The sequence below is a fragment of the Leptospira selangorensis genome (assembly GCF_004769405.1).
Classification (GTDB): Bacteria; Spirochaetota; Leptospiria; order Leptospirales; family Leptospiraceae; genus Leptospira_B; species Leptospira_B selangorensis.
In genome coordinates this window covers 24,636-50,728 of record NZ_RQES01000005.1, presented here as the reverse complement: position 1 = coordinate 50,728, position 26,093 = coordinate 24,636, and the positions used below count along the sequence as shown (strand labels likewise).

Genomic DNA, 26,093 nt, shown 5'->3' with positions numbered 1-26,093 from the left:
CTCCTTACGTTAGTGAAATTTCAAATCATAAATTCAATCAAATAGCGGCTTAGTTTTTACGCTAAAGATCATTTTCATTTCTTCTTCAGTGAATTGATGTGGTCTTTTTCTTTTTAGATCCATAAATAACCCGTGCACCATGGAAGTCAGGATCAACTTTTTGGTCTTTTTAGAGAATACATCATGCCGGAAAGCTAATCTATTCTTCTCCGCTTTTTGATAAACTGTAACGATCACAAAATCATCCGGAAAACCCATAGTGTCGAAGTAATTCAACTCGGCTTTGTAAACCACAGGGCCGATCCCTTTCGACTGCAATGAATGTAAATCCAGTCCGCATTGGTAAGAAGAGCGGATCCTTGCATCATCCAAATAGTATTGGATTGTTTCTAGATTTACTTTACCTTCCGGATCCATCTCCGCCCAGCCTACGCTGATTGGATGATAGAATGCATAGGGATAATCTTTTTCCGAATAAAAGACTTCTTCAGCATCATCAAAAAGACTTAATACAAATCTCGCCTTACATACTAGTACAGAATCGGAGGCACGAAAAATTTCCTGCATGATCTCTGTGGATTCCGGATCTGAATGAAGGATGTCTGTAGTAACGACTGCATCTTCCGGATATTTTAACTCTGCCTTGTATTCTATTTCGCATTGGCGGACTACTAAACGATCTGAACTTAGGATTGTTTCCCCTTCTTCTTTTAAAAGTTGGAAGGTTTTGATCCTTGCTTCTTCAAAATAACTTTGGTAGGTCCCGTTGTTTACATGCCCGTTTACATCTATATCCGATTTACGGACGGGAACAGCGAAGGATGTAATAATCTTATCCGTTCTTTCCATGAGCCTCATAAAAAGCCTCCGGTAGACAAAGTGGTCTACTCTGTAAATTCCAGAATAAATTATGGTAGACAGATCAGTCTACCATAATTACAATCAAAGTTGAAAAAAGATGAGAATCCAAAAGGACTTAATTCGGTCGGAAGACCCGGCCAAGGACAGGATCTTAAAGGCAGCCTTCAAATTATTCTATTCCAAGGGTTATCCAAATACAGGAATAAACGAAATTTTAGAAGAAGCTGGAGCCTTTAAGAAAAGTTTGTACATCCATTTTCCTTCTAAAAAGGATCTGGGTAAGGCATACCTTTTAGAACAAGAAGAAGCTATATTAGGTTTTGTTAAAAGGATCGCAAAGAGGGAAAAAAAATATTCAGACTTTATCAAATCTTGGATGAAGATGTTGAGAAGAGGACTGAAAAATACTTATGTTTACGGTTGCCCTTACGCAAATTTATCCAACCAAACACATGATGAACCCGAGATATCGGATTTTGTAAAAGTTGCATTAAACCGCTGGGTCCAAGATTTCGAAAATTGTTTAAAGGAAATTACTTGGAATTCTAAAAAGGCAAAAACCGAATCTGAGTTAAAAGAAATTTCGGAAAGTATTCTTTTTTATTACCAAGGAGCATTGCAGTTGTATGGAATGTCAGGAGATTTCAAACATATCCATCGATTAGAAAAGGCACTTTTATCTTTGGATAAATAATATTATATTTTTAGGATATATTAATCCCAAATAGAGTTCCCACATTCTACCAGATCACCCGCAAAATAATGGGGGAAAGAATAAGCCAATTTTCCTGTGATCGGGCTCAAATCTTTATAAGAAACAGAATCTATTCTTAAGGTGTCAGTTTCGTCCCTGTAAATTTTGAATTTTAAATGAAGTTTGAATTTATCTTTTCCAAATTTAAAACTCGTATTGTTTCTGCATGATTTAAAACAACTATCGTATACTTCTTCCGTATTTCGGTTGGCACGAAGGGCAAGTGATTGTTCCTTACAACTGAAAGAACATTCGTCAGGATCGGAAGGTTCGTACGGAAATTCGACCAGTACTTCTTTATTTCCTTCGGTCTTATAAGATCCATGTATGATCGGCACTAATTCTCCAGGTCTTCTGCTTCTCATTATTGCAACTGTAGGAGGACTAAGGATCAATTCTAAGCCACTGATCTCTAAATATAGTTTGGAATCTATTTTGGGAAAATTTTTTTCCCAATTTAAACATATTGTCTTACTTTCCGATTGAGCTCCTAAGAAAAAAGGGAAACTAAGAGCGAGACAGAGTAAAATGGAGAATGAGAACAACTTAACTTTCATTTGCCTGAAAGATATTTTATAATGAGTTAGGTTCGTCTACCAGCAGAAAAACCTGCATTTCATTACAGATTTAGCATTACTTATTGCTCTTAGCTTCCAATTTTTGGATGTCTTTTGCGAATTCTTTCAAAAGAGAAGGGTCGAATTTTTTACTACCTGCTCTGTCCCGGACCTTCCCCCATAAGAATGCGGCTATATTCAGTTTATTTTTGAACGGAGAAGTTTTCGGATCAGAATGAAAATCTTTTACGAAACGATTCCATCTTAGAACGCGATCGTCAGGTCTTTCTTCCTTAGGAGGATTTTCATATACCCTCAAAAGATCTTGGACGGAGAGTTTTAGATTCCCGATTTTCTCGGCATCTCGAACCGCTTCCGCCATAGCCTTCGTAAAACTGAATTTTTTGAGATCATAATACTCCCTACAGAATTCTCTGAATTTGGAATCGAATCGAATTCCGTCCGGAATAATTTTAGATTTGAGAGTGATCTCTTTTTCACTTTTAGTTTTTCTACGAACGGATATCGGGCCTTTAGTAGAATTTTCCTTTTTTAGAAATACCTCTCTGCCGAATCTGATATAAGATTTTAATCTTTCTTCAAGTTCCGCTTTAGCACCTTTAGAAGAGATCTTTAAGTCCAGGCAGATGTTTTGTAATTCTTCTCTATACCAATAATGAGATTCGAATTCGGATATAGTTTTGATTTTTTCGAAAGAAGGACGAGATTTCATTTTTATATAAAGATCTATTTTTTCTTTTTAGAATTCCAAGCGGGTTTGGATTTTAACGCTTTTTTATAAATGGGGCAGCCAGGTCCGTGAGCGCCTTCTAAATAACCTGTGCTCATCAAAAATTCATTCACTATCTCTCCGCCCACGAATACGAAAGTTTTTTTAAATAGTTTGGTCCATTCTTCCAATGATTTGGGATGATGAGAATGTAACCAATCTTGGAAACTTCCGAATTCTTTTTGAAGACCGATAATCACATTCGCATTATGAATGGCTGCGTTTATCTTAAGCCTGTTACGAATGATACCTGCATCGTTCATAAGCCGATCAAAATCTTTTTCGGAAAACTTTGAGATCTTTTTGATAGAAAAGTTTTTATAAGCCTTACGGAAGTTTTCCTTTTTCCTTAAGATCGTGGTCCAGGAAAGGCCGGCTTGGTTGATCTCTAAAATAAGTCTTCCGAATAATTCATCATCCGATTTTAAGGTGAAACCGTATTCTGTATCATGATAGATTTTATTTTCAGGATCTTGGTCCTTCTCTAGCGAGAGAACATAATGACAATATTTTGTAAGAGAATTCATATGAAAGGAAGAAGGTAATCTTAAGAATTAAGTCTCTTCTTACAAAAGAACAGGCAAGAAATTTTTTGGATCCTTCTCTTACCTGCTCGTAAAACTTCTAATTAAGTATTCGGTCTAAAAGCCGATCAACATTCCCCCATCCACTCTAAGAGTTGCTCCCGTAATCCAATCCGCTTCCTCGGAAGAAAGAAAAGCAACAGCAGAAGCGACTGCTTCTTCGGGATTTCTTTTAATTTTCAAGGGAATGGAATCCAAGATAGAATTTCTAATTTCTTCAGGAACATGCTCTGCAAATCGGTTATTTATAAAACCGGAGGCAACACAGTTCACTGTGATATTTCTGGAGGCAAGTTCTCTGGCAGCAGATTTAGTAAGAGCAAACAGTCCAGCCTTTGCGGAAGAATAGTTTGCCTGTCCTGCATTGCCATAAAATCCGGAGACTGATCCGATGTTTACGATTCTACCAGAACTTTTCTTTAGCATGAACTTTGCAGCGGTTTGGATGCCGAAGAAAGCAGCTTTTAAATTTACAGAGTGTACCTTCTCCCATTTTTCTTCGGACATTCTTAATAGCAGATCGTCTTGAACTACTCCCGCATTATTGATCCAAATATCCAAGGTTCCGGTCTTCTCAATTGCAAACTCTGCTAATTCTTTGTTTTGATTTTTAAAAGTTACATCGCAAGTTTTCCAAAAAACTCCTTCCGGATTGTATTTCGCCAATTCTTCCGCAGTTTCCTTACAATTAGAATTTTCCAGATCAGAAAGAATAACTTTTGAACCTCTTTCTAAGAACATTTTTGCGATCTCTTTGCCTATCCCTCTCGCTGATCCTGTGATTACTGCAGTTTTACCTTCTAACATACTCGTTCTCCTATTTATTTCGATGTCGAAATATTTGCGCAAAAAAAAATTTACATCATATATCGAAATTCGAATGGATCTTAGTTAAAATTCGCATGAATTCTTCCTTTTCTCCCTGTTCTAAATTCTGACTGAGTTTTGCAAGTGTAGCCTTGGAAGCCTTTTGCACCTTCTCTAAGGTTTGTTTTCCCTTATCCGTTAATTCTGCGGAAGTCACTCTTTCGTCTTCGTAAGGTTTGGATCTTTTAATATAACCGAATTCTTCCATTTTGTCCAAAAGAGCAGTCACGGTAGAGTTGGTCCTATCCAATAACTTTGCTAATTCACTCATGGTAAGCGGACCTTCTTTACCTAATACAAAAAGTACACCTCCGTGAGCTGGAACCAAATCTTGAATGCCTTGCTTTAGGAATTCTTCGGATAAATATTTTTGGATCCGATCTCTGGTTCTGGACAATAAATGAATTACATATTCCGGCTTCATTTATTTAGACATCGAAATAGTTTGGAAGTTTTGTCAAGTCAAAAAAACGGGACTGAATTTTAGGTATTTACGCCTGAATTATTTTGTATGGGAGGAAAAATTTTCTAAATAACTAAACGAGTGTATGTAAACCTTAATTATTATTTTGCCCTCTTCTTTGTCAGAAATTTCTTTCCAAAATCATTTTTCTTAGAAAATTCTGAAAAAATCCTAGTCTCTCCATGTTAAAATTATTTAGATATGGGACTTTCGTTTAGACATTTCTTTTACTCCCTTCTGTTCGTACTCTCTTTTATAATGAGTTCGAATTGTGAGGGTGATTTATACGAAATTCTAGATCCTTCTTTGGGAATGGTAAAAGACGCCGCCTATTATGTAGAAATTCACAAATTAGAAGATACTCGGAATTTGAGAATTTTTGCGGAGCCTTCTGATCATAATGTGTATGTTCATTTTAATTTGAAAGTTTCTCCTGAACTTTTTTTGAAAGAAGGTTGGAAGAAGGGCAATTCAGTTGATGAAAGTTTTTGGAAAGAAGAATTGGCTTGGGACATTCTTCATTTTGGATTGGAAGCTCCTCTAGAACTTGGGGATGCTCAAGTTTATATTAGAGAAGATCAATCTGGAAATTTTTCAGGTAATCTAGAGGTACTTGTTCTAACTGGAAACGGAAGCGAAGGTTATTTAGTTTCTAGACAATTCACTTCGGATTCTAAATCTTATTTAAGTAATTTTAGTTTTTAGGTCTTTCTTGAGCGCCCGCAGGCTCTCTGAAATTGATCTCGAATATATCATAATGTGATTCTCTCACACCAGTTACGTAAGCCACAGAGACACCTAAATAATATCTACCGGTATACTTCATAGCTTTCCAAGCAAATTCCGCCATCTCTTCTGAAGTAATGGAGAATGGATGTATCCTTCCCCTAGACTCATCCATATAAAGACCTTCGTAAGTCCCTAGGATCGTACCTTTGTATTCTAAACTTACGATCCTTCCCGTTACGGAAAAGTTCCTTTTTCCACCCGTCTTGTTAGTCGCCATCTTTTCGATCGGGTGAGAAGTATCGTGAGCCTGGACCCATACCGTGATCCTTCCACTTGGATCTTTTACAGGGGTACTATGGGGTATTACATTTTCTTGATATTGCGCGTTGATTACTTCTATACTGCTAGAAAGTGCAATAGGCTGGATCCTATGAATATTGAATTGGATCAATATCGTTTGGTTCAGATTTTTCATCAGAAAATTTACTACATCTGCGTTTTCAGGACGAACGCTAACATTCGCTTTTTTACGCACAGGCGTATAACATTCGTCCCTAGTTTCCTCGCATTCTTCTGCCGGATCGAAAGTTAGGACTTCTATCACACCTTCATAGGATTCGTATACGATCCCTCGGCTCTCGAATTGGGTCAGTTTAGCGACCGTCCAGCCCTCAGAATAGGTTCCCAAGGCAAACGCGGGGGTCTGGGAGAATAAAACCGAAATATAGAAGAAGACCGAGTATTTTCTGAGGATCATAAATCTCTATTGGACGAGGTTTTTGGGCTCTTACTACCTATCGGCATCCTCAATCCTGAGGTATAAGTATTTTCAATTTATGCGCCGATCTAAAGCAAAATATTGAAATTTTTTCTTTCCAAATTATCACAATCTGGTTTCAAAATCCCCTTTATTTGCGGTTTTCGGGGAGAAGTTTCCCCGAGTGAAAATAGACTTTTCGGCATCTAGAAATTTGAAGGTGTTCAATTCCTTTCCCGAGTGACCACTATTCTGGTAATAACATTATCCGACACATGTCAAGTTCGTATCCTATTTGAGGTATGACCTCATGAAAAAATCACCCGATGAAAGAATAACTTTTCGTATACTGAGGGATTTTTAGAAAAAAAACCAGGTGAAACAAATCCAACGACCCTTTTTTGATAATTTTTTGGGAACCTTTGTCTGAGTTGTATACAATTTTGGCTAACGTAGGAAGAAGGCATTCCATCCCATTTTGGGACTTGGTGCCTAATAAAATTGGAAACAGAGAGGTCGAAAAGTTCCGATATGAAACGGTCTACGACATTTTTTTTCAAGAGTCTTCTAACTCTTGTTATTCTTTTCTCCTTCGTAAATTGCCCGAAGGGTGGAGGAAAGGGGCCTTTACTTTTACCGCCTGGTGAAACTGCCGAAGCTCCTAATCCTGATCCCACCATTCGAGTTTATAGAGGAAGTGGTATAGTAACTTCCGTGCCGGATAGTTCTACAGAAAATTTAGGAAGTGTAAAAATTACTCAAAGCAGTACTGCAAGAGTTTTCACGATCCAAAATAATGGTGAGCAAACTTTAAATCTGACTAGCACTCCTGTGATTGCGAAAACAGGAGCTGAGGCGGCACAATTTACTGTGGATCAATCAGGTACTGATAATGTTTTAGATCCTGGAGAGACTACTGAGTTTACTGTAACTTTCTCTCCATCCGGATCAACCGGTACTAAATCGGCTCAGCTACAAATAGCATCTAATGATCCGAACACACCTTCATTTATTTTGAATTTGAGCGGAACTGCAAATCCTGCACCTGCTCCGGATATTCAAGTAAAAAGAGGATCTACTACTTTCACTAGCGGATCTAGCGTTCATACTTTTACAAGTGTACAAGAGAATACGAGCGGAACTGCAGTATCTTTTACGATCAATAATATCGGGGATGCTACTTTAAATTTAAGTTCAATCGCTCTGAGTGGAACGAATGCGAACCAATATACTTTGGATACAAGTGGAACAAGCAATACTGTTGCGGCTTCCGGTTCCACAACATTCTCGGTTACATTCTCTCCTACTTCTACCGGGGTTAAAACTGCTACGATTACTATCCCAAGTGATGATGCAGGGACTCCGAATTATACTTTCGGTCTTTCTGGAACTGGAAATCCAACACCTGTTCCTGAAATCAATGTACAAAGAGTTACTGGTTCCGTAAACATTGCGGATGGAAGTGGTTCTTTTGATTTCGGAAGCCAAGTGGAGAATGTTGCAGGTTCTGCAGTCCAATTCAGGATCCAGAACTTAGGAACTGCCTCCTTAAGTTTAACCGGAACCCCTATTGTGGAAATTACCGGAACGAATGCGAATCAATTCGAAGTTACCGTTCAACCAAGCACTACAAGCGTAGCTAGTGCCGGAAACACAACTTTCTCGGTTCGATTTGTTCCTACTTCTACCGGTGCAAAAACTGCATCTATCTCAATTGCAAATAACGATTCAGACGAGAATCCTTATGATTTCACGATCACAGGTACTGGAACTCCAACTCCTGCTCCTGAAATTAATTTGAAACAAGCTTCTACAAGTATCGCAAGTTCTGGAACATATTCGGGCATTGCAGATACGAGAATCGGTACTACTGGTGCTACCACAACATTTACTGTTGAGAACACTGGAACTGCAACTTTGAACCTAAGTGGAACCCCTCGTGTGGTTGTGGGAGGAACAGATTCGTCATTGTTTACTGTCGCTTCTCAACCTTCTGCTACTGTAGCAGCGAGTGGAACATCTACTTTCACAGTTACATTCTCTCCTACTTCTACCGGAACGAAAACTGCGACCTTAACCATCGCAAATAATGACTCGGATGAAAGTAGTTATGTGATCAATTTGTCGGCGAATGGCGTTGAACCAAGCGCTCCTTGTTTCGATATCAGTACCCAATCGGTTACATCAAACCTCAGTACTGTTGCGAATTACGGAGGTAGTGGACAGACATTGTATTATTCAAGCACGAAGCCGATAACCATCGGACCGTCTTTCCCTGCGGCGATTTATTACATTAATCAACCGCATAACTTAACTTCTACATTGTTCGGAATGTTCAGCGGTATCTACAATTCAACTCAAACTGCTCTTTACGAGACGAGAGATGGAGTAGGACTCACGAATTTCTCCGGGTTGCTACCTTATGGAACAACTTCTTCACAATTCTTAAATCTGTTGGGAGGCTCTGGCGCGATTACAATCACTCCGAATGTTTCTCAAACAATTTATTTCGACATTAACTCTCCTGTTAGCTTTAGCGCGACTAATGCAAGCTACTCTATCATCAGAGGATGTCATGCAAGATTGAATGAAGAAAGAACATTTACCACTACATCAGGCACTACCAACACCAGCGGTTTGTCTAAGGTTTGGACTTACAGAAAGAAACTGAATATTCGGTTTATATTCGTTCAAGGTTCTTACCCGACTTACACTGTTGCAGGTTTACAAGACGCTGTTAATAGAATTACTAATATCTATGCTCAGGATTCTGTGAAAATAGATGTTCAATTCTCTGCAACAAGCGTGTCTGCATCGGAGTTTTTGGATCTGACTGATTTTGAAGATGAGACCGGAACACTTGCAAGTTCTTTGACTAAGTTGTACACTACGACTGGTTCTGCTCAAGATGCAAATTCCTTGAATATTTTCCTCACATCGGATACATCCAATTCGAATTATGCAGGATTACTTGGAATGGCTGCGGGTATCCCGGGAGTTCCTGGAATAGTAGCAACGAAGAAGGCGGGAATGATCGTATTGATCGAACCTCATAGAACTTCCGGATCTGCTGCGACTGCTCTGAGTACAGGTGATCAACAGTTCTTGGGAGATACGATCGCTCACGAAGCAGGTCACTTCTTAGGACTTTTCCATACGAACGAAAGAGGAGGAGCAAGCTCTACACTGAGTATGTTCGGCTTGAATGCAAGAGATGCATTGATCGAAACTCCTTACTGCTTGAGTTCTCAGGATATTAATGCAGACGGATTCGTATCTATCTCAGAATGTTCCGGAAGCTTATTCACCAATTCAGGCGCATTAAACCTGATGTTCTGGGCAGGAGATGGAGTAACATCTCAGACACAACTTACCGGAGAACAAGGTTGGATTCTAAGAAGCAACCCGTTAGCATATTAATGGAGTCGAAAATGTATATTAAGAAAACATTACTTATTCTCATACTGGCAGCGTTTGCGCTGCCAGTGGTTGCTCAATCGATTGATCCTTCAATTTACTCTAAGGTAAAATCGGATCTAACGATTAGCAGGCATAAATCTAAGGCGGAGTTTAAAACTTCTTTGGAAAGGATTGTTTCGGATCCGGTTCCTTATTTGAAAGCGATTACAGAAGATCCTTCTATTAGGATCTATGTGAAAGAAAAAGCGATCGCTCTTCTGGAGTATTATCCTTCGGAAGAATCCGAATCGGTTTTAAAGAGTAAGATCGAAGATGGAAGTCAGCATAAATCTTTGCGTAATCTATCGGTAAAAAGTTACTCTTCTGCCTTTTACGGAAAAGATCCTCAGAAGGTCGAAATTTTCTTGGGTACTTTCAAAAATGATAAATCTATCGGCAAAACTGTAGATTCTTCTTTGCAAGAAGCCAGATATTCCGCTTTTAAAAAGAAAACTCTTCCGTCCAAAGAGGATTTCGAAAAATATAGAAGGAATAAACCTTTGGAAAAAAAATAAACTTATCTAATAGCTAAGTTTGAAAAGCCGCGGGGTTTAGATCCTGCGGCTTTTTTATTTGGGGGATGGGGACCCAGACAGGCTGATTTTTCCCTTATAAGTTCCCTTTTTTCTCCATTTTTTAGAATTATTCTGCCAATTCTTCCTTATCTTAAGGTCGTATTTTTCTGGACGTACCTTTCCAAACATTCGGCAATAGAATGGGAGAAACGTAGTCTCCAGTTGTTTATATTATCATACCTATATTGGATTCCCTGTAGGAATTCCAACATATGAAGGATCAGAGATTGGGCTCAGGTTATTATCGTTTTATTTTTATCTTATGTGTTTTAGCGGGATTCCTTCCTCAATTGAATTGTGGAGGAGGGGGTGGCGGAATGAAATTATTTCCAATTTTTCCTTCTTCCGGTATTACGGGGCTGCATGTTTCCGATTCGGCTGGTAATCGATATTCTTCCGGTTCTACACTTTCCTTAGGTTCCGTTTTAATTAGTTCTTCCTCTTCGAATACTTTGAAGGTCGAGAATAACGGGAACTTCACTGTTACTCTTACTGGAAATCCGGATGCGGTCTCTAAAGGTGGGATCCATGCTTCTCAGTATGTGATCAATTCCCAACCTTCGAGTACTAGTTTGGCGGATGGAGATTCCAGCTCGTTTCAAATTAGTTTTCAACCGAGTTCAGCTGGTGTAAAATCCGCATATCTAATTATTAATTCGGATGATCCGAATATAGGTACATATATTCTTTATTTGAAAGGAACCGGCACGGAGGCTCCGGCCCCTGCTATTCAAGTTTCGGAAAGCAGTTTTAATTTTATTCCTAATTCACAGACGAACTTTTACGCTGCGTCTGGAGGAACTTCTTCCAAAACGATAACTATTAAGAACAGCGGAGACCAAGATTTAGTAATTTCTAATATTTCTTTAAGTGGACCGGATGCAAGTTCGTTCAGCGAAAACGGTATTCCTGTTACGATATCGCCTAAAAAGACGTATACGTTTACTATTTCGTTTAATCCGCTTTCCGTTTCTACATTCTCTGCTTCGATCTCGATCGATAGTAATGATCCGAATACAGCAAGCTATAGTATTGGTCTATCGGGAGTAGGAACTTCTGGAAATGCACCTCAGATTTCGGTGACTTACTCTGATAATAATAATATTTCGAGAGATATCACAAGTAGTACTGGATTTTCTTACTCTTTCGGAAGTGTTTTCCCTGGAATTATATCTTCGAGTAAAACAATTACGATCAGTAATTTAGGAAGTTCTAATTTAAATCTTACTGGAACTCCAGTGTCCTTAAGTGGAACAGATCCTGGGGAATTTACGATTACCCAACCGACTTCTGCAAGCCTTGCTCCCAACGCTTCTGCTACCTTTTTGGTTAAGTTCAGTCCTACAAGTGTTGGTTCCAAATCTGCGACTGTTACTTTGAGCACCAGCAATGGAAAGGGAGGAAATTCTTCCAGTTCGGTTTTGGCTGTTTCCGGTGCGGGAGGAAGAAGGGATATTATAGTAACTTGGGCACATTCCAAAGAGCATGCCGTTCATATGGCTTCGGGTGCGTATCGGGTTTGTTATAAAAAAGGTTCGGACTTCAGTGCACAAGGAGATTCGGGAGTGGTCTGCGATGCTGACGTAATGTATGCGGGAGATCCATATACTCCGAATTATAAAACAATTACAGTAAGTTCTGCCGGGACTTGGTATATTCGAGTGAAATCATTTTCGCAATTTAATGCAACAGGGTCGGCATTTTCGAAATCGATCCAAGCTACAGTAAGTTCTCCAGGATATTAAATAAATCTTATGAAGAATAAATTCACCTTATTTACTTTTATTTTTTCGATTTTGTCTATCGGCTATCTTTTTGCCGAAAAACAAACGAATGTCACTTCGACCTTTTCCAAACTTTTGGATCCTTCGGGAAATACTGATAATAAAAAGTATTATAAAAGAAACTCCAAAATAAAATTCAAGTCTTCCGAGGTCTTGGTTAAGTTCAAAGATAAAGCAGGCGACTCAGTAAAGTCTTATGCAGTTAGTTCTTTTAATGGAAAAGTCCTGAACGATTTAGGGGAGACAGGAATTTCTCAAGTAGAATTGAGAGAAGGTCAAACCGTCGAAGAGGCGATTGCTGAATATTCTACGCATCCTGATGTGGAATTTGTGCAGCCGAATTATATTTACCACGCAAACAATTCCCCGGACGATCCGATTTACAACCAATTGTGGGGAATGAATAATACGGGCCAGAACGTTATTACTGCTACTTACTCCTTTAATAACCCTGGAACAAGCACCAGCGATATGAGAATGGAAAGCGCTTGGGATGTGAATACAGACTGTACTAATACGATTGTAGCTGTAGTGGATTCGGGTGTGAATTATAATCACCAAGACCTAAGCACGAATATGTGGAGTTCAGGCTCTTGCGTTTCTGATAAAGGAGTTTCTTTGGGTTCTTGCTCTAACGGTTGGAATTATGTAAATAATAATAATGATCCTATGGATTTGAATGGCCATGGAACTCATGTGGCGGGTACGATCGGAGCTAAAGGAAATAATGCAACCGGAGTAGCAGGAGTTTGTTGGACTGCGAAAATTATGGCGGTCCGAGTTTTAGATCAATCGGGTTCCGGTGATACTGCCACTATTATCAAAGGGATTAATTTTGCAGTCAGAAACGGCGCAAAGGTTTTGAATTTAAGTTTGGGCGGTCCGGACTATGATTCAGCCATGCGTTCTGCAATGGCAAGTGCAGGTAGCAACTATGACGCGTTATTTGTGGTTGCCGCAGGAAATGATGGAAGTGATTTGAATTCGGATAACTCATATCCTTGCGAATATGATGAGGCTAATATTCTGTGTGTGGCTGCTTTGGATCAAAAGTTTCAGTTAGCGAGTTTTTCGAATTATGATTCTTCTAAAAAAAATGTGGATATAGGCGCTCCTGGTACGAATATACGCAGCACTTGGGCGGGAGCTGAAGGTACTTATAATCTTCCCTTTACTAGCTGGCTGACAGATAATATATTAGGAACTGGCTGGAATACGGCAGGTTGTTCTATTTATTCCCTGGTTCTGTATTTATCAACTAGTTGTTCTACTGCAATCAGTGGAATTTCCAATTCAGGTTATTTATCGAACTCCTATGCTCTAGCATATGCTCCGATCACAATTACGTCAGGTGCGGAAGCTGTCACAGCTCGAATGAATTTATTTATAGATACAGAGGCAGGTTATGACGGAATTAATCTGTACGCATCTAATTCAACATCTGAATCAGTAGTGTTCAATTCGATTAATCTGGTGGGAAGCCTTTCTGGGGAACGAGATGGGCAGATAATTTCTAACTACGAAGTTGCCGCGCCGAATTGTGTTCATTCTTCGAATTGTTCTTTCGGCTATGAATTTATTTCGGATTCCACTGTTAATAGAGCAGGCGTGGCCATCACCGTTTTTAATTTGATTACATTGGATGTTGATAATATAGCTCAATACAATACGATCAACGGAACTTCTATGGCGACTCCTCATGTGGCGGGCCTTGCTACTTTATTGAGATCATTTAATCCGAAATTTACATATGCAGATACGATTACTGCGATTATTGCAGGCGGTACTACCACCAGTTCGATCCAGAATATTACCAAATATGGTAAAGCTGCTAACGGAAATGGAGCGATCCGAAATTTGGAAGCTCCTATTAATTTGAGTGTAGATGTTCCTTAAAATTTTTTTAAAAACGATTTCGGTCTTCGTTTTTATATCGATATCCGCGTTTTCTATATTTGCACAAGGGTTTCCTAAAGATCTTCCTAATGGTAAAGGTAAATATGTGAAACCTGGGCGAGTTGTTCCGAATGAGTATATTTTTAAATTGGTTTCAGGAACTAGTTCGGAAAGGCTAAAAGAGTTAGCTCCTAATTTTTCCATTCTAAATATAGAACTGATTATGGAAGATACTTATAAGGTTAAATATAAATCCGATCCGGGTTTGGATTTTCTTAAGAATGTTTCTTCCAAATCCGGTTTTGTAGAATCAGTCCAACATAATTTGATTTACAGGGCCTATTAAAAATAGCCTCGTAATGAACTTTATAAAAAACTAATATTATTTTGCTAAAAACCCTGCTTGGATCCATTTTGCGATTTGATCCAATGCATTTTTGGCTTCCGGGATACTTCTTCCTAAATTAAAAAAACCGTGGATCAAAGTGTCGTAGGTTTTGATCTCCAGTTTTACTTTTGCCTTCTGAAGAAGGTCAGCATATGCGAGTCCCTCGTCCTGAAGAGGGTCAAAGCCTGCAATCAACAAGTAGGTTTTAGGTGTATGAGAAAAGTTCGTTTGTTGGAAAGGTGTGACTCTTGGATCCTTCCAATCTTTTGAATTTGGCACACTATGATATTTGAAATACCGAAGTAGATCTCGAGTGAGTGCGTACCCATTTGCAAATTCCTCTACACTTTTTCTTTCCTGGATTAGATCGATCCATGGATAGATCAATATTTGGAATTGTGGAAGAGTAAGTTTTTCTTTTTTAGCACGAGTAGAGATGGAGATCGCCAAATTTCCTCCTGCGGAATCTCCAGCTACCGCAATCTTTTTTGGATCGATACCAAATGACTTTCCATTCTCCTTTATCCATTTATAAACGGAGTATGCATCTTCCCAAGAGGCAGGATAAATATGTTCGGGTCCCAATCTATAATCGACTGCGAGTATTGCCCTACCCGAAGTTTTTGCTAAATATCTCAGAGGTGCATCGTGGGATTCCAGATCCCCGATCACGAATCCTCCTCCATGAAAATAGAGTAAACAAGGTTCCGGATCTTTAGTTATATTAGAAGAATATAATCTGACTTTGATCCTCGGGCCGGTTCCAGGTATGGAAAAATTCTCCACCCTGGGAACTTCTTCTTTTTCCAAATCGAAAAAACCCATTATGTTTTTGAAAAGTTCTCTCGCTTTAGGCGGAGCAAGATTTTCGGGTTTCGGCTTTATTTTAGCTAAAAGTAATGCGGTTCGAACCTTTGGATCCAAGGTTCGTCCTCTTTTGATATCCTTTCCGAAAATTTTTAGTACGGAATTCGGGAGAGAAAGTAAGGCTCTTGCCGCTAGGGTCTCAAACTTTTGCCAGAGCACTTTTTTTCCTTGGTTCTGATTTTCCGTTAGAAGAACTTTGTTTTCCGGATTGTTTATACTTTGCCTTTGACGGAACAGGTAATGTTTGTAAACTTTTAGAAGCTCTTTTCTTACCTGCTTTTAGTTCCTTCTGCATATAATATAAAAAGTCTTCGTAATCCACCTGCATTGTATGCCTTGCAGAATTTACATATCGCTTCTTCATCTTCTTTTCGTAATCTTGGATCTGATTTTGCATTTCTGGAATTGTAGGCAGGCTATAATTTCCAGTTAAATATTCTGCTAACCATTTTCCTTGGAACTCAGCAAGAGGCATGATTGCACCTAATGGTTGGTATAATCCTACAAAGAATAAATTGCTCAGATCAGGTTTAAAGGTCCGATGAAACAAAGGCAGATGATTATCAGGGGCTGAGATAAACTCAGGTTTGAAAAAAGGAAACTTAACGTTGTATCCCGTACAATAGATGATCGCATCGATTTCTTCTTCTGAGCCGTCAGCAAATTTTACTTTGTTTCCATTATATTCTTGGATCACAGGTTTGTATTTGATATCACCTCTTCCAAGTCTTACTAAAATATCTTGGGAGATGGTTGGATGTGCCTCTCCGGGTTTATGATCCGGTTTTGGAAGACCAAAATCTTCCATCTTACCAACACCGATCTTTAACATGGTTCCGAATAAAAATTGTTTTAACCAGAAAGGTGTTCCAGGCGGAAGCAACTCCGTTTGTTTGTCTAAAGGTTTTCCGAAAAGATAATTCGGGATCACCCAAGCACCTCTTCTGGAACTTAGGAAAACTTTTTTGGCGACTCCAGGACGGCTTAACTCTACGGAAATATCCATGGCGCTGTTTCCCATGCCGAGTACTACAACTCTTTTGCCTGTCAATTGGATCGGATGTTCAGGATCCACATAGTCGTGAGAATGTATTATCTTTCCATTAAATTTGCCGGGAAAATCGGGCTCAGGCCATCGTGGAGACCAATGATGACCGTTAGCAACGATGACTGCATCGTAAAATATTTTTTCTCCCTTCTCGCTAGTAACTAGATACGTTCCATCGTCTTGGGGTTCTATTTTTGCTACGCCATTCTTGAATTTAATATGTTTGCGAAGTCCGAAATGTTCCACGTAATCCACAAAATATTTTTGGATAGGTTCATGATTTGGATAATCCGCATACCAATCCGGCATCGGATAATCCTTATATTCCATTCTATCTCTGTGAGTGTTGATATGTAATGACTTATAAATATTACTTAGACCGTTGTCGTTTTTATATCTCCAGTTACCTCCTACATCGCTTCCTTTTTCGTAACAGTCATAGGGGATTCCCTTGTCCTGAAGTGATTTACAAACAGTGATTCCACTAGAGCCTGCGCCAATAACGCAGACTTTCGGCAACTCTTGCATATAGTTCTCCGATCTTTTTATGAGGTTGATAAAACGAATTAGTAGTGGAAGTTTTTCGAACGCATAGTCAAGTCCGAAAATGGATTGAGTTAATAAATCGATATGTTTAGGTCGGACGTATGAAGACAGAAGAGAAAACAAACGTTCATTTTGATTACGACTATATCATAGTAGGTTCTGGCTTTGGCGGAAGTGTTTCCGCTATGAGATTAAGCCAAAAAGGGTATTCTGTCTTGGTAGTCGAGTCCGGTAAAAGATGGACTGCAAAAGAATTTCCTAAAACGAATTGGTCCGTTCACAAATATTTATGGATGCCTAGATTAGGTTTTTACGGGATCCAAAGACTTAATCTTCTAAAAGACTTCTTTCTAGTGAGTGGAGCTGGAGTGGGTGGAGGTTCTTTAGTATATGCAAACACACTTTACGTTCCTTCCGATAAAACATTAAATCATCCTACATACAAAAAGATCGGCGGCAAGGATGGAATGCTTCCTTTCTATAAGGTTGCTTCCAGAATGTTAGGAGTAGTTCAAAATCCACACTTGGATAAATCTGACGCCGTCCTAAAAGAGATCGCTCAAGAAATGGGAAGAGGAGAAACTTTTTCCGCAACACCTGTAGGTGTATTCTTCGGTGAAAAACAAGGACAAACAGTAAAAGATCCTTTCTTCTTAGGCGATGGTCCCGAAAGAACCACCTGCAATCTTTGCGGAGGTTGTATGGTAGGATGTCGTTTCAATTCTAAAAACACATTAGATAAAAATTATCTATTTTTTGCGGAGAAATTGGGAGCTAAAGTACTTCCTGAAACAAAAGTAACAGATATAGTTCCTTTAAACGAATATGGAGAACCTGATCCGAATGCGAGTGGCGAATTCGGCTATCAACTTTCTAGCAGATCCACAACCGGTTGGTTCGGTTCTCCAAAAAGAAAATTTAAAGCTAGGTCCGTTGTACTTTCTGCCGCTGTGATGGGAACTGTAGGTTTACTTTTGCGTTCCAGAGAAGCTGGACATATGAATCGTCTTTCAACCCGTTTAGGAGATGATGTTCGTACAAATAGTGAAACAGTTTTAGGCGTTACTAAATTCGGAAAGGATGTGGACTTTTCTAGAGGAGTTGCAATCACTTCTTCCATTCATCCGGATGAACATACTCACATAGAACCGGTTCGTTATTCTAAGGGTTCTGACTTTTTTGGGACTCTTGCGAGCGTTCTTACTGATGGTGGAGGCCTTTTCCCTAGACCTCTTAAATATTTTTTCACGATGTTTACTCAGCCACTTTATTTTTTAAAGGCGTCTTGGCCTTTCGGCTTCGCTAAAAATTCTCTTATTCTTCTAGTTATGCAGACCTTGGATAATAAGGTCAAATTAGTTAGAAAAAGAAGAATGTCCTGGCCTTTCGAGAAATCGATGACCTCAGCTATTAGCTCTGGAGAGAAAGTACCTTCTTATATTCCAATTGCAAATCAAACTGCGAGAAAGGTTGCGAAGAAGATAGGAGGTATTCCTAGAAGTTCATTAAATGATGTTCTTTTAAATGCACCTATTACTGGGCATATCATGGGCGGTTGTGTAATGGGTTCCGATCCGGAAGAAGGTGTGATCGATTTTGAAAACAAGGTTTATGGTTATAAAAATTTAAGAGTTTGTGATAGTTCTATGATCCCCGTAAACCTTGGGGTAAATCCTTCTCTTTCTATCACTGCAATGACTGAGAGAGCGATGTCCATGATCCCTCCCAAAGAGAATAAGTCGGTCTCAAGTTTCGAGTTTGAAAAACAATTCGGGATCACGCCTGTAGTCTTTCCTAAAATCTGATCCGAAAACGATAGACCTAGACTCAGCCAAAGGAAACTCTCTCCGTATCGGATATCTCCGATTCGGAGAAGGATTTTGGCCTTATTAAAAGAAAGTTTAAAGGATTTTTTTCAAACCAAAAAGGATTGGATCTCTTTCGGGGGAGTGTTCCTTCTATTTTTAATTTTTTGGTCTTATAACTATTCGTTTCGATTTGCTCCACTTTTTACACAGGCTTTAAAAGATAACCAGATCGGTTTAAGTCTATTTTACTTTTTATTTTTTGCTGCAGGTGCATTGGTTATCTACCCGATTGTTCTTGCATTTTATGGAAAACTAAACGAATTCAAACCTTCTATTCCTTTGATCACAGGTTATGTAGTTGTTCTTGCAATTGTGTGTTCTGCGAGGATCAGGGACTCGGAATTATTCAATTGGGTAGGTTCTTCTTCCGTAGAGATTGCAATGCTTACCGTAAACTACGTGGGAACCATTCTTGCTTATACAGCGTTACCTCTAGCTTGGATTATTCTGCGCAAAAATTCTCCGGATAGATTTTTAGGTTTAAGTAAATCTCCCAAGTTCGGTGAGGTATTATTCTTATTAGGATTAATGCTTCCTTTAATTGCGATTGCTTCCTTCTCCCTTTCCTTTCTTTCCGTATACCCTAGATTTGCAGGAAGAATGTCGGACGGATATCTGATCTATCCGCCTGCTTTATGGATCATTCTATTCGAAATTTCTTATGCAGCAGATTTTGCGGTTTTGGAAACTTTCTTTAGAGGATTTATGGTTTTTCCCTTGGCTTCCAGAGTGGGAAGTAAACCTGCTGTTTTAGGCATGGCATTCATGTACGGTCTTTTACACTTTACAAAACCTCAATTTGAAGCATTAGGCTCTTTTTTCGGGGGTTTTATTTTGGGAATGATCTCCTATAGAACCAAATCAGTATATGCAGGAATCTTGATACATATAGGGATCGCGCTTGCAATGGAGCTTGCAGCTACTTTACAGTTTTTGTATTTTATGGAGTAAATATTCTCCGGCTCAAATAGAACCGGAGACAGGAATTTCAAATACGGATCGTATATCCGATATTATAGAAGAAGATCACATGGACTATATGTTGTTGCTGGTAATGATCTACTAAGGCTCTCTTTACCGCAGGATCATCCGATAAAGAAGAAAGATAGTTTACGATCAGTTCATTCTTATATCCATAAGCTTTAGCAGGATCTATAGTCAATCCGTCATTCGCATTGCTATCCGGATACGCACCTATATTCGGGGTATAAGTTGCATTATCTACTAATGCAGGTGTCGCTCTATACATCATGTTCGCAGCAAAGAAAAACTTTCCATAATCGAATTGGAGTCTAGGACTGATATCGCTAATTCCTTTCTTTCGATCTGTGTTATCGTTTACTTCTGCGTAACCTACTACCAAACTTGGAGTGACTCTGAAAGTTTCGCCTTTAAAAAATTCATGAGATAGAGTGAGACGATAGTTATGAGTTCCTTGGAAAGTCCCGCCGTAATCGTTTAACATTTTATTATTAATCGAGAACTGAGGATTGAGCCATTCCCAGAAAGGAGCCTTCCATCCGATCACCCAATATCCTCTCATAACATAGCTAGGATCATTTTGGTTGATAAATAAAAATCCAGCGGAGAATGTACCAAGTCTAGTTTCATGATCGTACATTGCTCTGGTGAATACATAATCAAAGAGCCCATTCTTTTCTTTTCTGGTTTTTACTTCATTCGGATCGAATTGTAAAATTCCTGTAGCAAGCGACTTATCTAAAAGATAAGTTTGATCAGGACCGCCAGGTGTGGATTGTAATCTTAGATCCGAGTCTGTGTTACTTCTGTCCACCAAAGGGTTCATAACGGTAAGCCCAAGTTTAAATTGTTTAGGCAAACCTAATATTTCCACGCTGGTGGTTAAAAAATACGCTTCGTAAAAATCTTTGTAAGAAGTACCGTTACGTCTCGCCTGTCTTTCTCCGAATAGATCGGAACCTTGGAAGGCACCGTCATTGGACAAAGATTGAGAAAGTAAGATAGAATGTTCCGGAAGTGAGTCCTTGGGAGAAGGTGTCTTGACCGCTCCTGTGGGAACACTTTCGTCGGAAGCGAATTCCGGAATAGTATCCGGAGCATCTTCCGTGATTTGTTTTATTTTATCTTTTCGGATTCTATAGATGACTCCGTCCGGATCGACCACCTCTATCTCGGTTTCCGATTCTTTTTGAATGGAAACTTTTTTGAAAATACGACCCGCATTCATTTGGATCGTTACTGCTAAAATTGTTTCGAGAGGAAAAGTGAGGATCAGTAGGAGGATTGAGGTAATACCTAAAATTCTTCCCATACAACCATTATTCAAAATTGGGGGAGTTTCTTCAATACACATACATTTGTAATCATTTATTTGCTTACCCCTTTACTGATGTATAACATTCTTTATTTTCCGAATTGCCATGAACTTTTTCTATTCCTAAGAGTCCCACGAAGATTTGACCCTTAAACTATTTTGTATTTCCGGTCTATAGAAATTCGGTTTTCAGTATCATATCAAAGATGTATCTTTGGAGAAAGAGCTTCTTTCAGGCAAAAATATGATCCAACTCAATCGACCTTCTTTATTCAAAAATTCTAATTTTTATTCAGGAGAATGGAGAACCTTCTCCAAAACTATTCCGGTATTTGATCCTGCAACAGGTGCTAAGATAGGAGAAGTTCCCGATCTTCCTAGAGAAGAAATAAGAAAAGCTTTAGAGTTCGCTGAGAAGTCCCAAAAAGATTGGGCCAAAACAATTCCTAAACAAAGAGCCAGATTTCTCAGGAATTGGGCGGATCTAATGATCCAAAACAAAGAAGATCTAGCAAAAATTATGACCTGGGAGCAGGGAAAACCTTTGGCGGAATCCAGAGGCGAGATTGATTATGCTGCTTCTTATTTGGAATGGTTTTCAGAAGAAGCAAAACGTACGTATGGAGATTTGATCCCCACTCATAGAAAAGAACTTAGATTGATGGCTTGGAAAGAACCGGTGGGTGTTACAGGAATTTTAACTCCTTGGAATTTTCCTTCTTCCATGATCACTCGAAAGATAGGACCGGCCCTTGCAGCGGGATGTGTCGTGATCTCTAAACCTTCCGAACTTACTCCTTATTCGGCAATTGCATTAGCTGTACTTGCAGAAGAGGCGGGGATCCCATCCGGGGTTTTCCAAGTGGTTACTGGACAACCGGAACCGATCGCTAACGAATTTTTAGAAAACAAAATTGTTCGTAAGATAAGTTTCACAGGTTCTACAAGAGTAGGAAAAATACTTTTAGAAAAATCGGCGAACCAAGTGAAAAGAATTTCTTTGGAATTGGGAGGCAACGCTCCTTTTATAGTTTTCGCGGATGCTAATATCAAAGAAGCGATTCGAGGAGGAATTGTTTCAAAATTTCGTAATGCAGGACAAACCTGTGTTTGTACAAACAGATTTTTGGTAGAGGAAAAGATCGCAGAGGAATTCGCTCATGGTTTAGCAGAAGAAGTTTCTAAGTTTAAAGTTGGGAACGGTTTTGAAGAAGGAGTTAATATTGGCCCATTGATCCATTCTGCCGCGGTCAAAAAAGTGGATTCACATCTAAAAGACGCGATCGAAAAAGGAGGAAAACTGCTGATAGGAGGTAAGCCTCATTCTTTGGGCGGGAACTTCTACGAACCGAGCGTTCTCTCGGGAGTCTCAGAAAAATCATTATGTTTCCAAGAAGAAACATTCGGTCCTCTCGCACCTATCAAAAGTTTCAAAACGGAAGAAGAAGCATTACAAATTGCAAACGCAAGCGACGTTGGTTTGGCATCTTATGTGTATACAAACGATCCGGCTAGGATCTGGAGAATTTCAGAAGCCTTAGAAGCTGGCATGGTTTCCGTAAACGAAGGTATCTTATCCACTGAACAGGTTCCATTTGGAGGAGTAAAAGAGTCCGGCATGGGCAGAGAAGGCTCTAAATACGGAATAGAAGAGTATCAGGAAATAAAATATATTTGTTGGGGTGGACAAGGTTAATCGTAAAAACCTCGAATTCTCACTGTTAGTTTTGTAAAAAAATTTTCGTCTTTAGAGTTCGGACTTCTTTTCGCATTTTCCTTGACGAAGTGGTCCTTCGGATCAATTTCTTAGGCTGCCCTTTTTATGGACCCATTTTATTTTAACTTTTACTTCTTCGGATCCTTACTCGCCTCCTTATTTTCTTTGTACGTATCTTTTTTCTTTCTAACAATCAAGGAAAGAAGTAAGGCAGCATTTCACCTTGGACTTTCGAGTTTATCCACAACCATATTTCATTTCGGTTACTTGGTTGCCTTTTGCTCTCCGGAAGATTGGACGATCTTTCATAGATGGATCGTGATTCCATTTCCGATGGTGGGTTATACTCAGCTTTTTATATTCTTCTTTTATTTCCCGACTCCAAAAAGAGAAAAGTTAGGACTGACTTTGTATGCGATCTTGTATGCAGGGGTTATAACTTTAGCGATCTTTTATATTATTCTTTCTTTAAAATCTACCAGAAGTTTCGTGATGGGAAGCCATTATTGGGATTTCGAAACTCATTTATTTTATAAAATTTTCTCTCTAATAGTTTTCCTTTACAATTTCATTTTTTTGATTGCAGCGATTTGGAGAGCGATCGTAGAGAAAGGAGGAGAGAGAAGGTCCGTAATCTATATTACTCTCGCTTACCTTACGATTACACTTATACCGGGTATTACAAATGCATTGAGTAGAGAAGGTACGGTATCTAGAGCGGTCTATCAGCAAACGGCAGATATCCTTCTTGTAGCAGGATTATTTTTAATTCTGATCGTTTATGTAAACGCAACCAAGGAAAGGACCACAATCTTAAGTAGGATCGTGGGTGTGAGTATGGCAACCTTCCTTCTCGCGTTCCAGTTGGTAGGATTTGCAATATTAAACGGATATGATTCTTCTTTCGACCTAATCAAAAAAGAAGAAGCTAAACTGGTTGTTTTACAGGGAGAAACCCCGGGTGGATTTGCATATTTAACTTCCTATGATCCGAACGAAAATCGTTTTCAAACTGAAAGAGGTTTTAAAGATCCAAGATTCGATTCTGAAGATAAACTAGAAATACGGTTCTTTTATATTTCTAAAAATCTTACAAATTTAGGAAGTCTTCCTGCTAATACAAGATGGGAAAGATCCAAAACAATTTTAGAAAATTCTCCCAAAGAATTCTATGCTTACCAAGAAGGACTGAAACAATTTTTAGAATCTAAAGAAAATAATCCGGTTTCAGACGAAGACGTACGCGAATTTTTCAGACTTTTGAACAAAAGGTTAAAAGTAGTACGAAGTAAATATTCTCATCTCCCTTCTAAATCGGATGCACCAGCAATTTATAAACTCTTAAAATCAGAAGAAGTTGGCCTTTCAGCAATTTTAGAAAAAGTGAAAGTAAAAGCAGAGGCTGATCTCAAGGCAGATATATCTGAATCAGACTTGGATAAAACGGTCCTTCTACCCTTAACCCCGATTAGAGAAGTGGGAGAAAGGATCTATAGAGGAACGAAATATTATAAGGTCGGGGATGAGAAACCTCAATACTATGTTTCGTATTTGGTTGTACATCCTATAAATGGAAATGTATATGAAGTAGGTTTCACTTACATATCTTTTAGAAAATTCATACATGAACCTGCATTGATCTTAGTTGTATGTTTACTCGCGATCATGTTAGTGATCAGTGTAGGATTCAGATTTTTCTTCCAAAATGCACTGATCAAACCTATGGACGAAGTGGTAGTCGGTTTAACCGAAGTAAATTCAGGAAACTTAGATTATCGCCTCGAACCAAGAGTCGAAGATGAGATTGGATTTATCGCAAGGTCATTTAACAGAATGGCAAGGTCCATCCAGTCTGCTCGAAAAAGATTAGAACAATACGCTAACGAGTTAGAAGAAAAAGTAAAAGAACGTACCAAGGAATTAGAACAAACCTTAGGAGAAGTTCAAGAACTCAAACAACAACAGGACGGGGATTATTTCTTAACTTCTCTTTTGATTAAACCTTTAGGCGCGAACAAAGCAGTTCATGAAAACGTAAAGGTGGATTTTTTACTAGAACAAAAGAAAAAATTTACATTCAGAAGATATCATGATGAGATCGGTGGAGACTTAAACATCTCTAATCATATAGATTTAATTGGTAGGTCATATACAGTATTCTTAAACGCAGATGCAATGGGAAAATCCATGCAAGGTGCGGGTGGTGCTCTGGTTTTAGGATCGGTTTTTGAATCGATTATAGAAAGAACCAGACTTGCTGATAATATGAAAAATCAGTCCCCGGAACGATGGCTGAAAAATGCGTTTACGGAACTTCATAAGGTTTTCGAAAGTTTTGACGGTTCCATGTTGGTTTCTTCCGTAATGGGACTCGTGGACGATGAAGTAGGTATTTTATATTTCATTAATGCAGAACATCCTTGGACCGTATTGTACAGGGATGGAATTGCGAGTTTTATTGAAGATGAGTTGATGTTCCGTAAACTAGGAACTACAGGAATGGAAGGTCGTATTTATATCAAAACATTCCAATTAGAACCTGGAGATGTGATCATTGCGGGCTCCGACGGTAGAGACGATATATTGATCGGAACAGACGCAGACGGGGGAAGGATCATCAATGATGACGAAAAACTTTTCCTAAGGATTGTGGAAGAAGGTAGAGGTGACCTGGGTGGAATTTATAATTGTATTACCGGCAAAGGTCCTTTAACGGATGACCTTTCTCTGATACGGCTTTCATTCAAAGAAGATGATTCGGATCAGAAACTTCATGATGAGCAGAAACAGAAGATAAAAGAATTATTAAATAGGGCTAAGGAGACTTCTCAAAATAAAGATGTGGCAGAAGCCATTACTTATTTAGAAGAAGCTGAGAATCTAGACAGCCGCATCCCTGAAGTGAAGAAAAATTTCGTAAAATTATTCTTAAAACTCAAAGACTATTCTAAAGCGGCACATTATGCGGAAGATTATCTAAATATCAAGCCTGTTGATAAGGAAATTCTATATGTCGCTTCCTTTGCCGCAAGAAAGGCGGGCCAATTGAAAAAGGCTTTAGACTTTGGAGAAAGGCTGAGATTAAGAGAGCCGGATCATTTTAAAAACCTAATGAATCTAGCCCAAGTATATATCGCTTTAAAAAATTATGAAAGAGCAATGTATATGGTACAATCCGCTCTACATATAGAGCCTGAAAACGAAGCAGTACTTAGGATCAGGGATGTTCTAAGGAAAAATTGGCGTCAGTAGATTTAGACTTATGACTAATATCAACTTTTGAAGAT

The 26,093-nt window shown here is 38.9% G+C and carries 21 protein-coding genes; 11 read left to right on the top strand and 10 right to left on the bottom strand.

Annotated elements, in window-relative coordinates:
• Positions 1-33 precede the first annotated feature (33 nt).
• Positions 34-858 (bottom strand): acyl-CoA thioesterase, encoded by an 825-nt coding sequence (locus tag EHO58_RS01805; protein WP_135678271.1) that lies wholly within the window; start codon positions 856-858, stop codon positions 34-36.
• Between the two features lie 100 nt (positions 859-958).
• On the opposite strand from EHO58_RS01805, the gene EHO58_RS01800 reads away from it, so the two are divergent.
• Positions 959-1,555 (top strand): TetR/AcrR family transcriptional regulator, encoded by a 597-nt coding sequence (locus EHO58_RS01800; RefSeq protein ID WP_135627995.1) that lies wholly within the window; start codon positions 959-961, stop codon positions 1,553-1,555.
• A gap of 20 nt (positions 1,556-1,575) precedes the next feature.
• Here the strand turns inward: EHO58_RS01800 and EHO58_RS01795 are convergent, their stop codons facing one another.
• The 5 genes from EHO58_RS01795 to EHO58_RS01775 all read right to left on the bottom strand — a co-directional run bounded on the left by EHO58_RS01795 (position 1,576) and on the right by EHO58_RS01775 (position 4,837).
• Positions 1,576-2,172, bottom strand: coding sequence for a hypothetical protein (locus EHO58_RS01795; RefSeq protein WP_135627996.1), 597 nt, complete (start codon positions 2,170-2,172; stop codon positions 1,576-1,578).
• Positions 2,173-2,248: 76 nt separating this feature from the next.
• Positions 2,249-2,905 (bottom strand): SAP domain-containing protein, encoded by a 657-nt coding sequence (locus EHO58_RS01790; protein ID WP_135678269.1) that lies wholly within the window; start codon positions 2,903-2,905, stop codon positions 2,249-2,251.
• Between the two features lie 14 nt (positions 2,906-2,919).
• Positions 2,920-3,489: a DNA-3-methyladenine glycosylase I gene (locus tag EHO58_RS01785; RefSeq protein ID WP_135678267.1), complete on the bottom strand. Its 570-nt coding sequence runs from the start codon at positions 3,487-3,489 to the stop codon at positions 2,920-2,922.
• Between the two features lie 114 nt (positions 3,490-3,603).
• Entirely contained in the window at positions 3,604-4,353 is a 750-nt protein-coding gene (locus EHO58_RS01780) for a glucose 1-dehydrogenase (protein WP_135678265.1), read from the bottom strand.
• Positions 4,354-4,408: 55 nt separating this feature from the next.
• Positions 4,409-4,837, bottom strand: a complete 429-nt coding sequence (locus tag EHO58_RS01775; protein WP_135678263.1) for a MarR family winged helix-turn-helix transcriptional regulator — start codon at positions 4,835-4,837, stop codon at positions 4,409-4,411.
• Between the two features lie 297 nt (positions 4,838-5,134).
• On the opposite strand from EHO58_RS01775, the gene EHO58_RS01770 reads away from it, so the two are divergent.
• Positions 5,135-5,581, top strand: coding sequence for a hypothetical protein (locus tag EHO58_RS01770; protein ID WP_244241035.1), 447 nt, complete (start codon positions 5,135-5,137; stop codon positions 5,579-5,581).
• On the opposite strand, the gene lsa26 is transcribed toward EHO58_RS01770, so the two are convergent.
• Positions 5,571-6,362, bottom strand: coding sequence for a surface adhesion protein Lsa26 (lsa26, locus tag EHO58_RS01765; protein WP_135628002.1), 792 nt, complete (start codon positions 6,360-6,362; stop codon positions 5,571-5,573). The genes EHO58_RS01770 and lsa26 overlap by 11 nt on opposite strands.
• A 531-nt stretch (positions 6,363-6,893) precedes the next feature.
• Between lsa26 and EHO58_RS01760 the strand changes: the two genes are divergently transcribed.
• The 5 genes from EHO58_RS01760 to EHO58_RS01740 all read left to right on the top strand — a co-directional run bounded on the left by EHO58_RS01760 (position 6,894) and on the right by EHO58_RS01740 (position 14,422).
• A complete protein-coding gene (locus tag EHO58_RS01760) occupies positions 6,894-9,782 on the top strand; it encodes a choice-of-anchor D domain-containing protein (RefSeq protein WP_135678261.1) in 2,889 nt (962 codons plus the stop codon).
• Positions 9,783-9,793: 11 nt separating this feature from the next.
• Positions 9,794-10,336 (top strand): hypothetical protein, encoded by a 543-nt coding sequence (locus EHO58_RS01755; protein ID WP_135678260.1) that lies wholly within the window; start codon positions 9,794-9,796, stop codon positions 10,334-10,336.
• 272 nt (positions 10,337-10,608) lie between these two features.
• A complete protein-coding gene (locus tag EHO58_RS01750; RefSeq protein WP_244241034.1) occupies positions 10,609-12,141 on the top strand; it encodes a choice-of-anchor D domain-containing protein in 1,533 nt (510 codons plus the stop codon).
• 9 nt (positions 12,142-12,150) lie between these two features.
• Complete coding sequence (locus tag EHO58_RS01745) at positions 12,151-14,076, top strand: S8 family serine peptidase (RefSeq protein WP_135678259.1); 1,926 nt, start codon at positions 12,151-12,153, stop codon at positions 14,074-14,076.
• Entirely contained in the window at positions 14,066-14,422 is a 357-nt protein-coding gene (locus tag EHO58_RS01740; RefSeq protein WP_135678258.1) for a hypothetical protein, read from the top strand. The genes EHO58_RS01745 and EHO58_RS01740 overlap by 11 nt, the downstream gene beginning before the upstream one ends.
• A 36-nt stretch (positions 14,423-14,458) precedes the next feature.
• Here the strand turns inward: EHO58_RS01740 and EHO58_RS01735 are convergent, their stop codons facing one another.
• On the bottom strand, positions 14,459-15,490 hold the full coding sequence (locus EHO58_RS01735) for an alpha/beta hydrolase (RefSeq protein WP_135678257.1): 1,032 nt from the start codon (positions 15,488-15,490) through the stop codon (positions 14,459-14,461).
• Positions 15,471-16,907: a flavin-containing monooxygenase gene (locus EHO58_RS01730; RefSeq protein WP_135678256.1), complete on the bottom strand. Its 1,437-nt coding sequence runs from the start codon at positions 16,905-16,907 to the stop codon at positions 15,471-15,473. The genes EHO58_RS01735 and EHO58_RS01730 overlap by 20 nt, the downstream gene beginning before the upstream one ends.
• A gap of 119 nt (positions 16,908-17,026) precedes the next feature.
• Between EHO58_RS01730 and EHO58_RS01725 the strand changes: the two genes are divergently transcribed.
• Positions 17,027-18,730 (top strand): GMC family oxidoreductase, encoded by a 1,704-nt coding sequence (locus EHO58_RS01725; protein ID WP_135678255.1) that lies wholly within the window; start codon positions 17,027-17,029, stop codon positions 18,728-18,730.
• 75 nt (positions 18,731-18,805) lie between these two features.
• Entirely contained in the window at positions 18,806-19,744 is a 939-nt protein-coding gene (locus tag EHO58_RS01720) for a CPBP family intramembrane glutamic endopeptidase (protein ID WP_135678254.1), read from the top strand.
• Positions 19,745-19,781: 37 nt separating this feature from the next.
• Here the strand turns inward: EHO58_RS01720 and EHO58_RS01715 are convergent, their stop codons facing one another.
• Positions 19,782-21,086, bottom strand: a complete 1,305-nt coding sequence (locus EHO58_RS01715; RefSeq protein WP_135678253.1) for a hypothetical protein — start codon at positions 21,084-21,086, stop codon at positions 19,782-19,784.
• Between the two features lie 247 nt (positions 21,087-21,333).
• Between EHO58_RS01715 and EHO58_RS01710 the strand changes: the two genes are divergently transcribed.
• Positions 21,334-22,785, top strand: a complete 1,452-nt coding sequence (locus EHO58_RS01710; protein WP_208728701.1) for an NAD-dependent succinate-semialdehyde dehydrogenase — start codon at positions 21,334-21,336, stop codon at positions 22,783-22,785.
• A gap of 126 nt (positions 22,786-22,911) precedes the next feature.
• On the top strand, positions 22,912-26,058 hold the full coding sequence (locus EHO58_RS01705) for a SpoIIE family protein phosphatase (protein WP_135678251.1): 3,147 nt from the start codon (positions 22,912-22,914) through the stop codon (positions 26,056-26,058).
• Positions 26,059-26,093 lie beyond the last annotated feature (35 nt).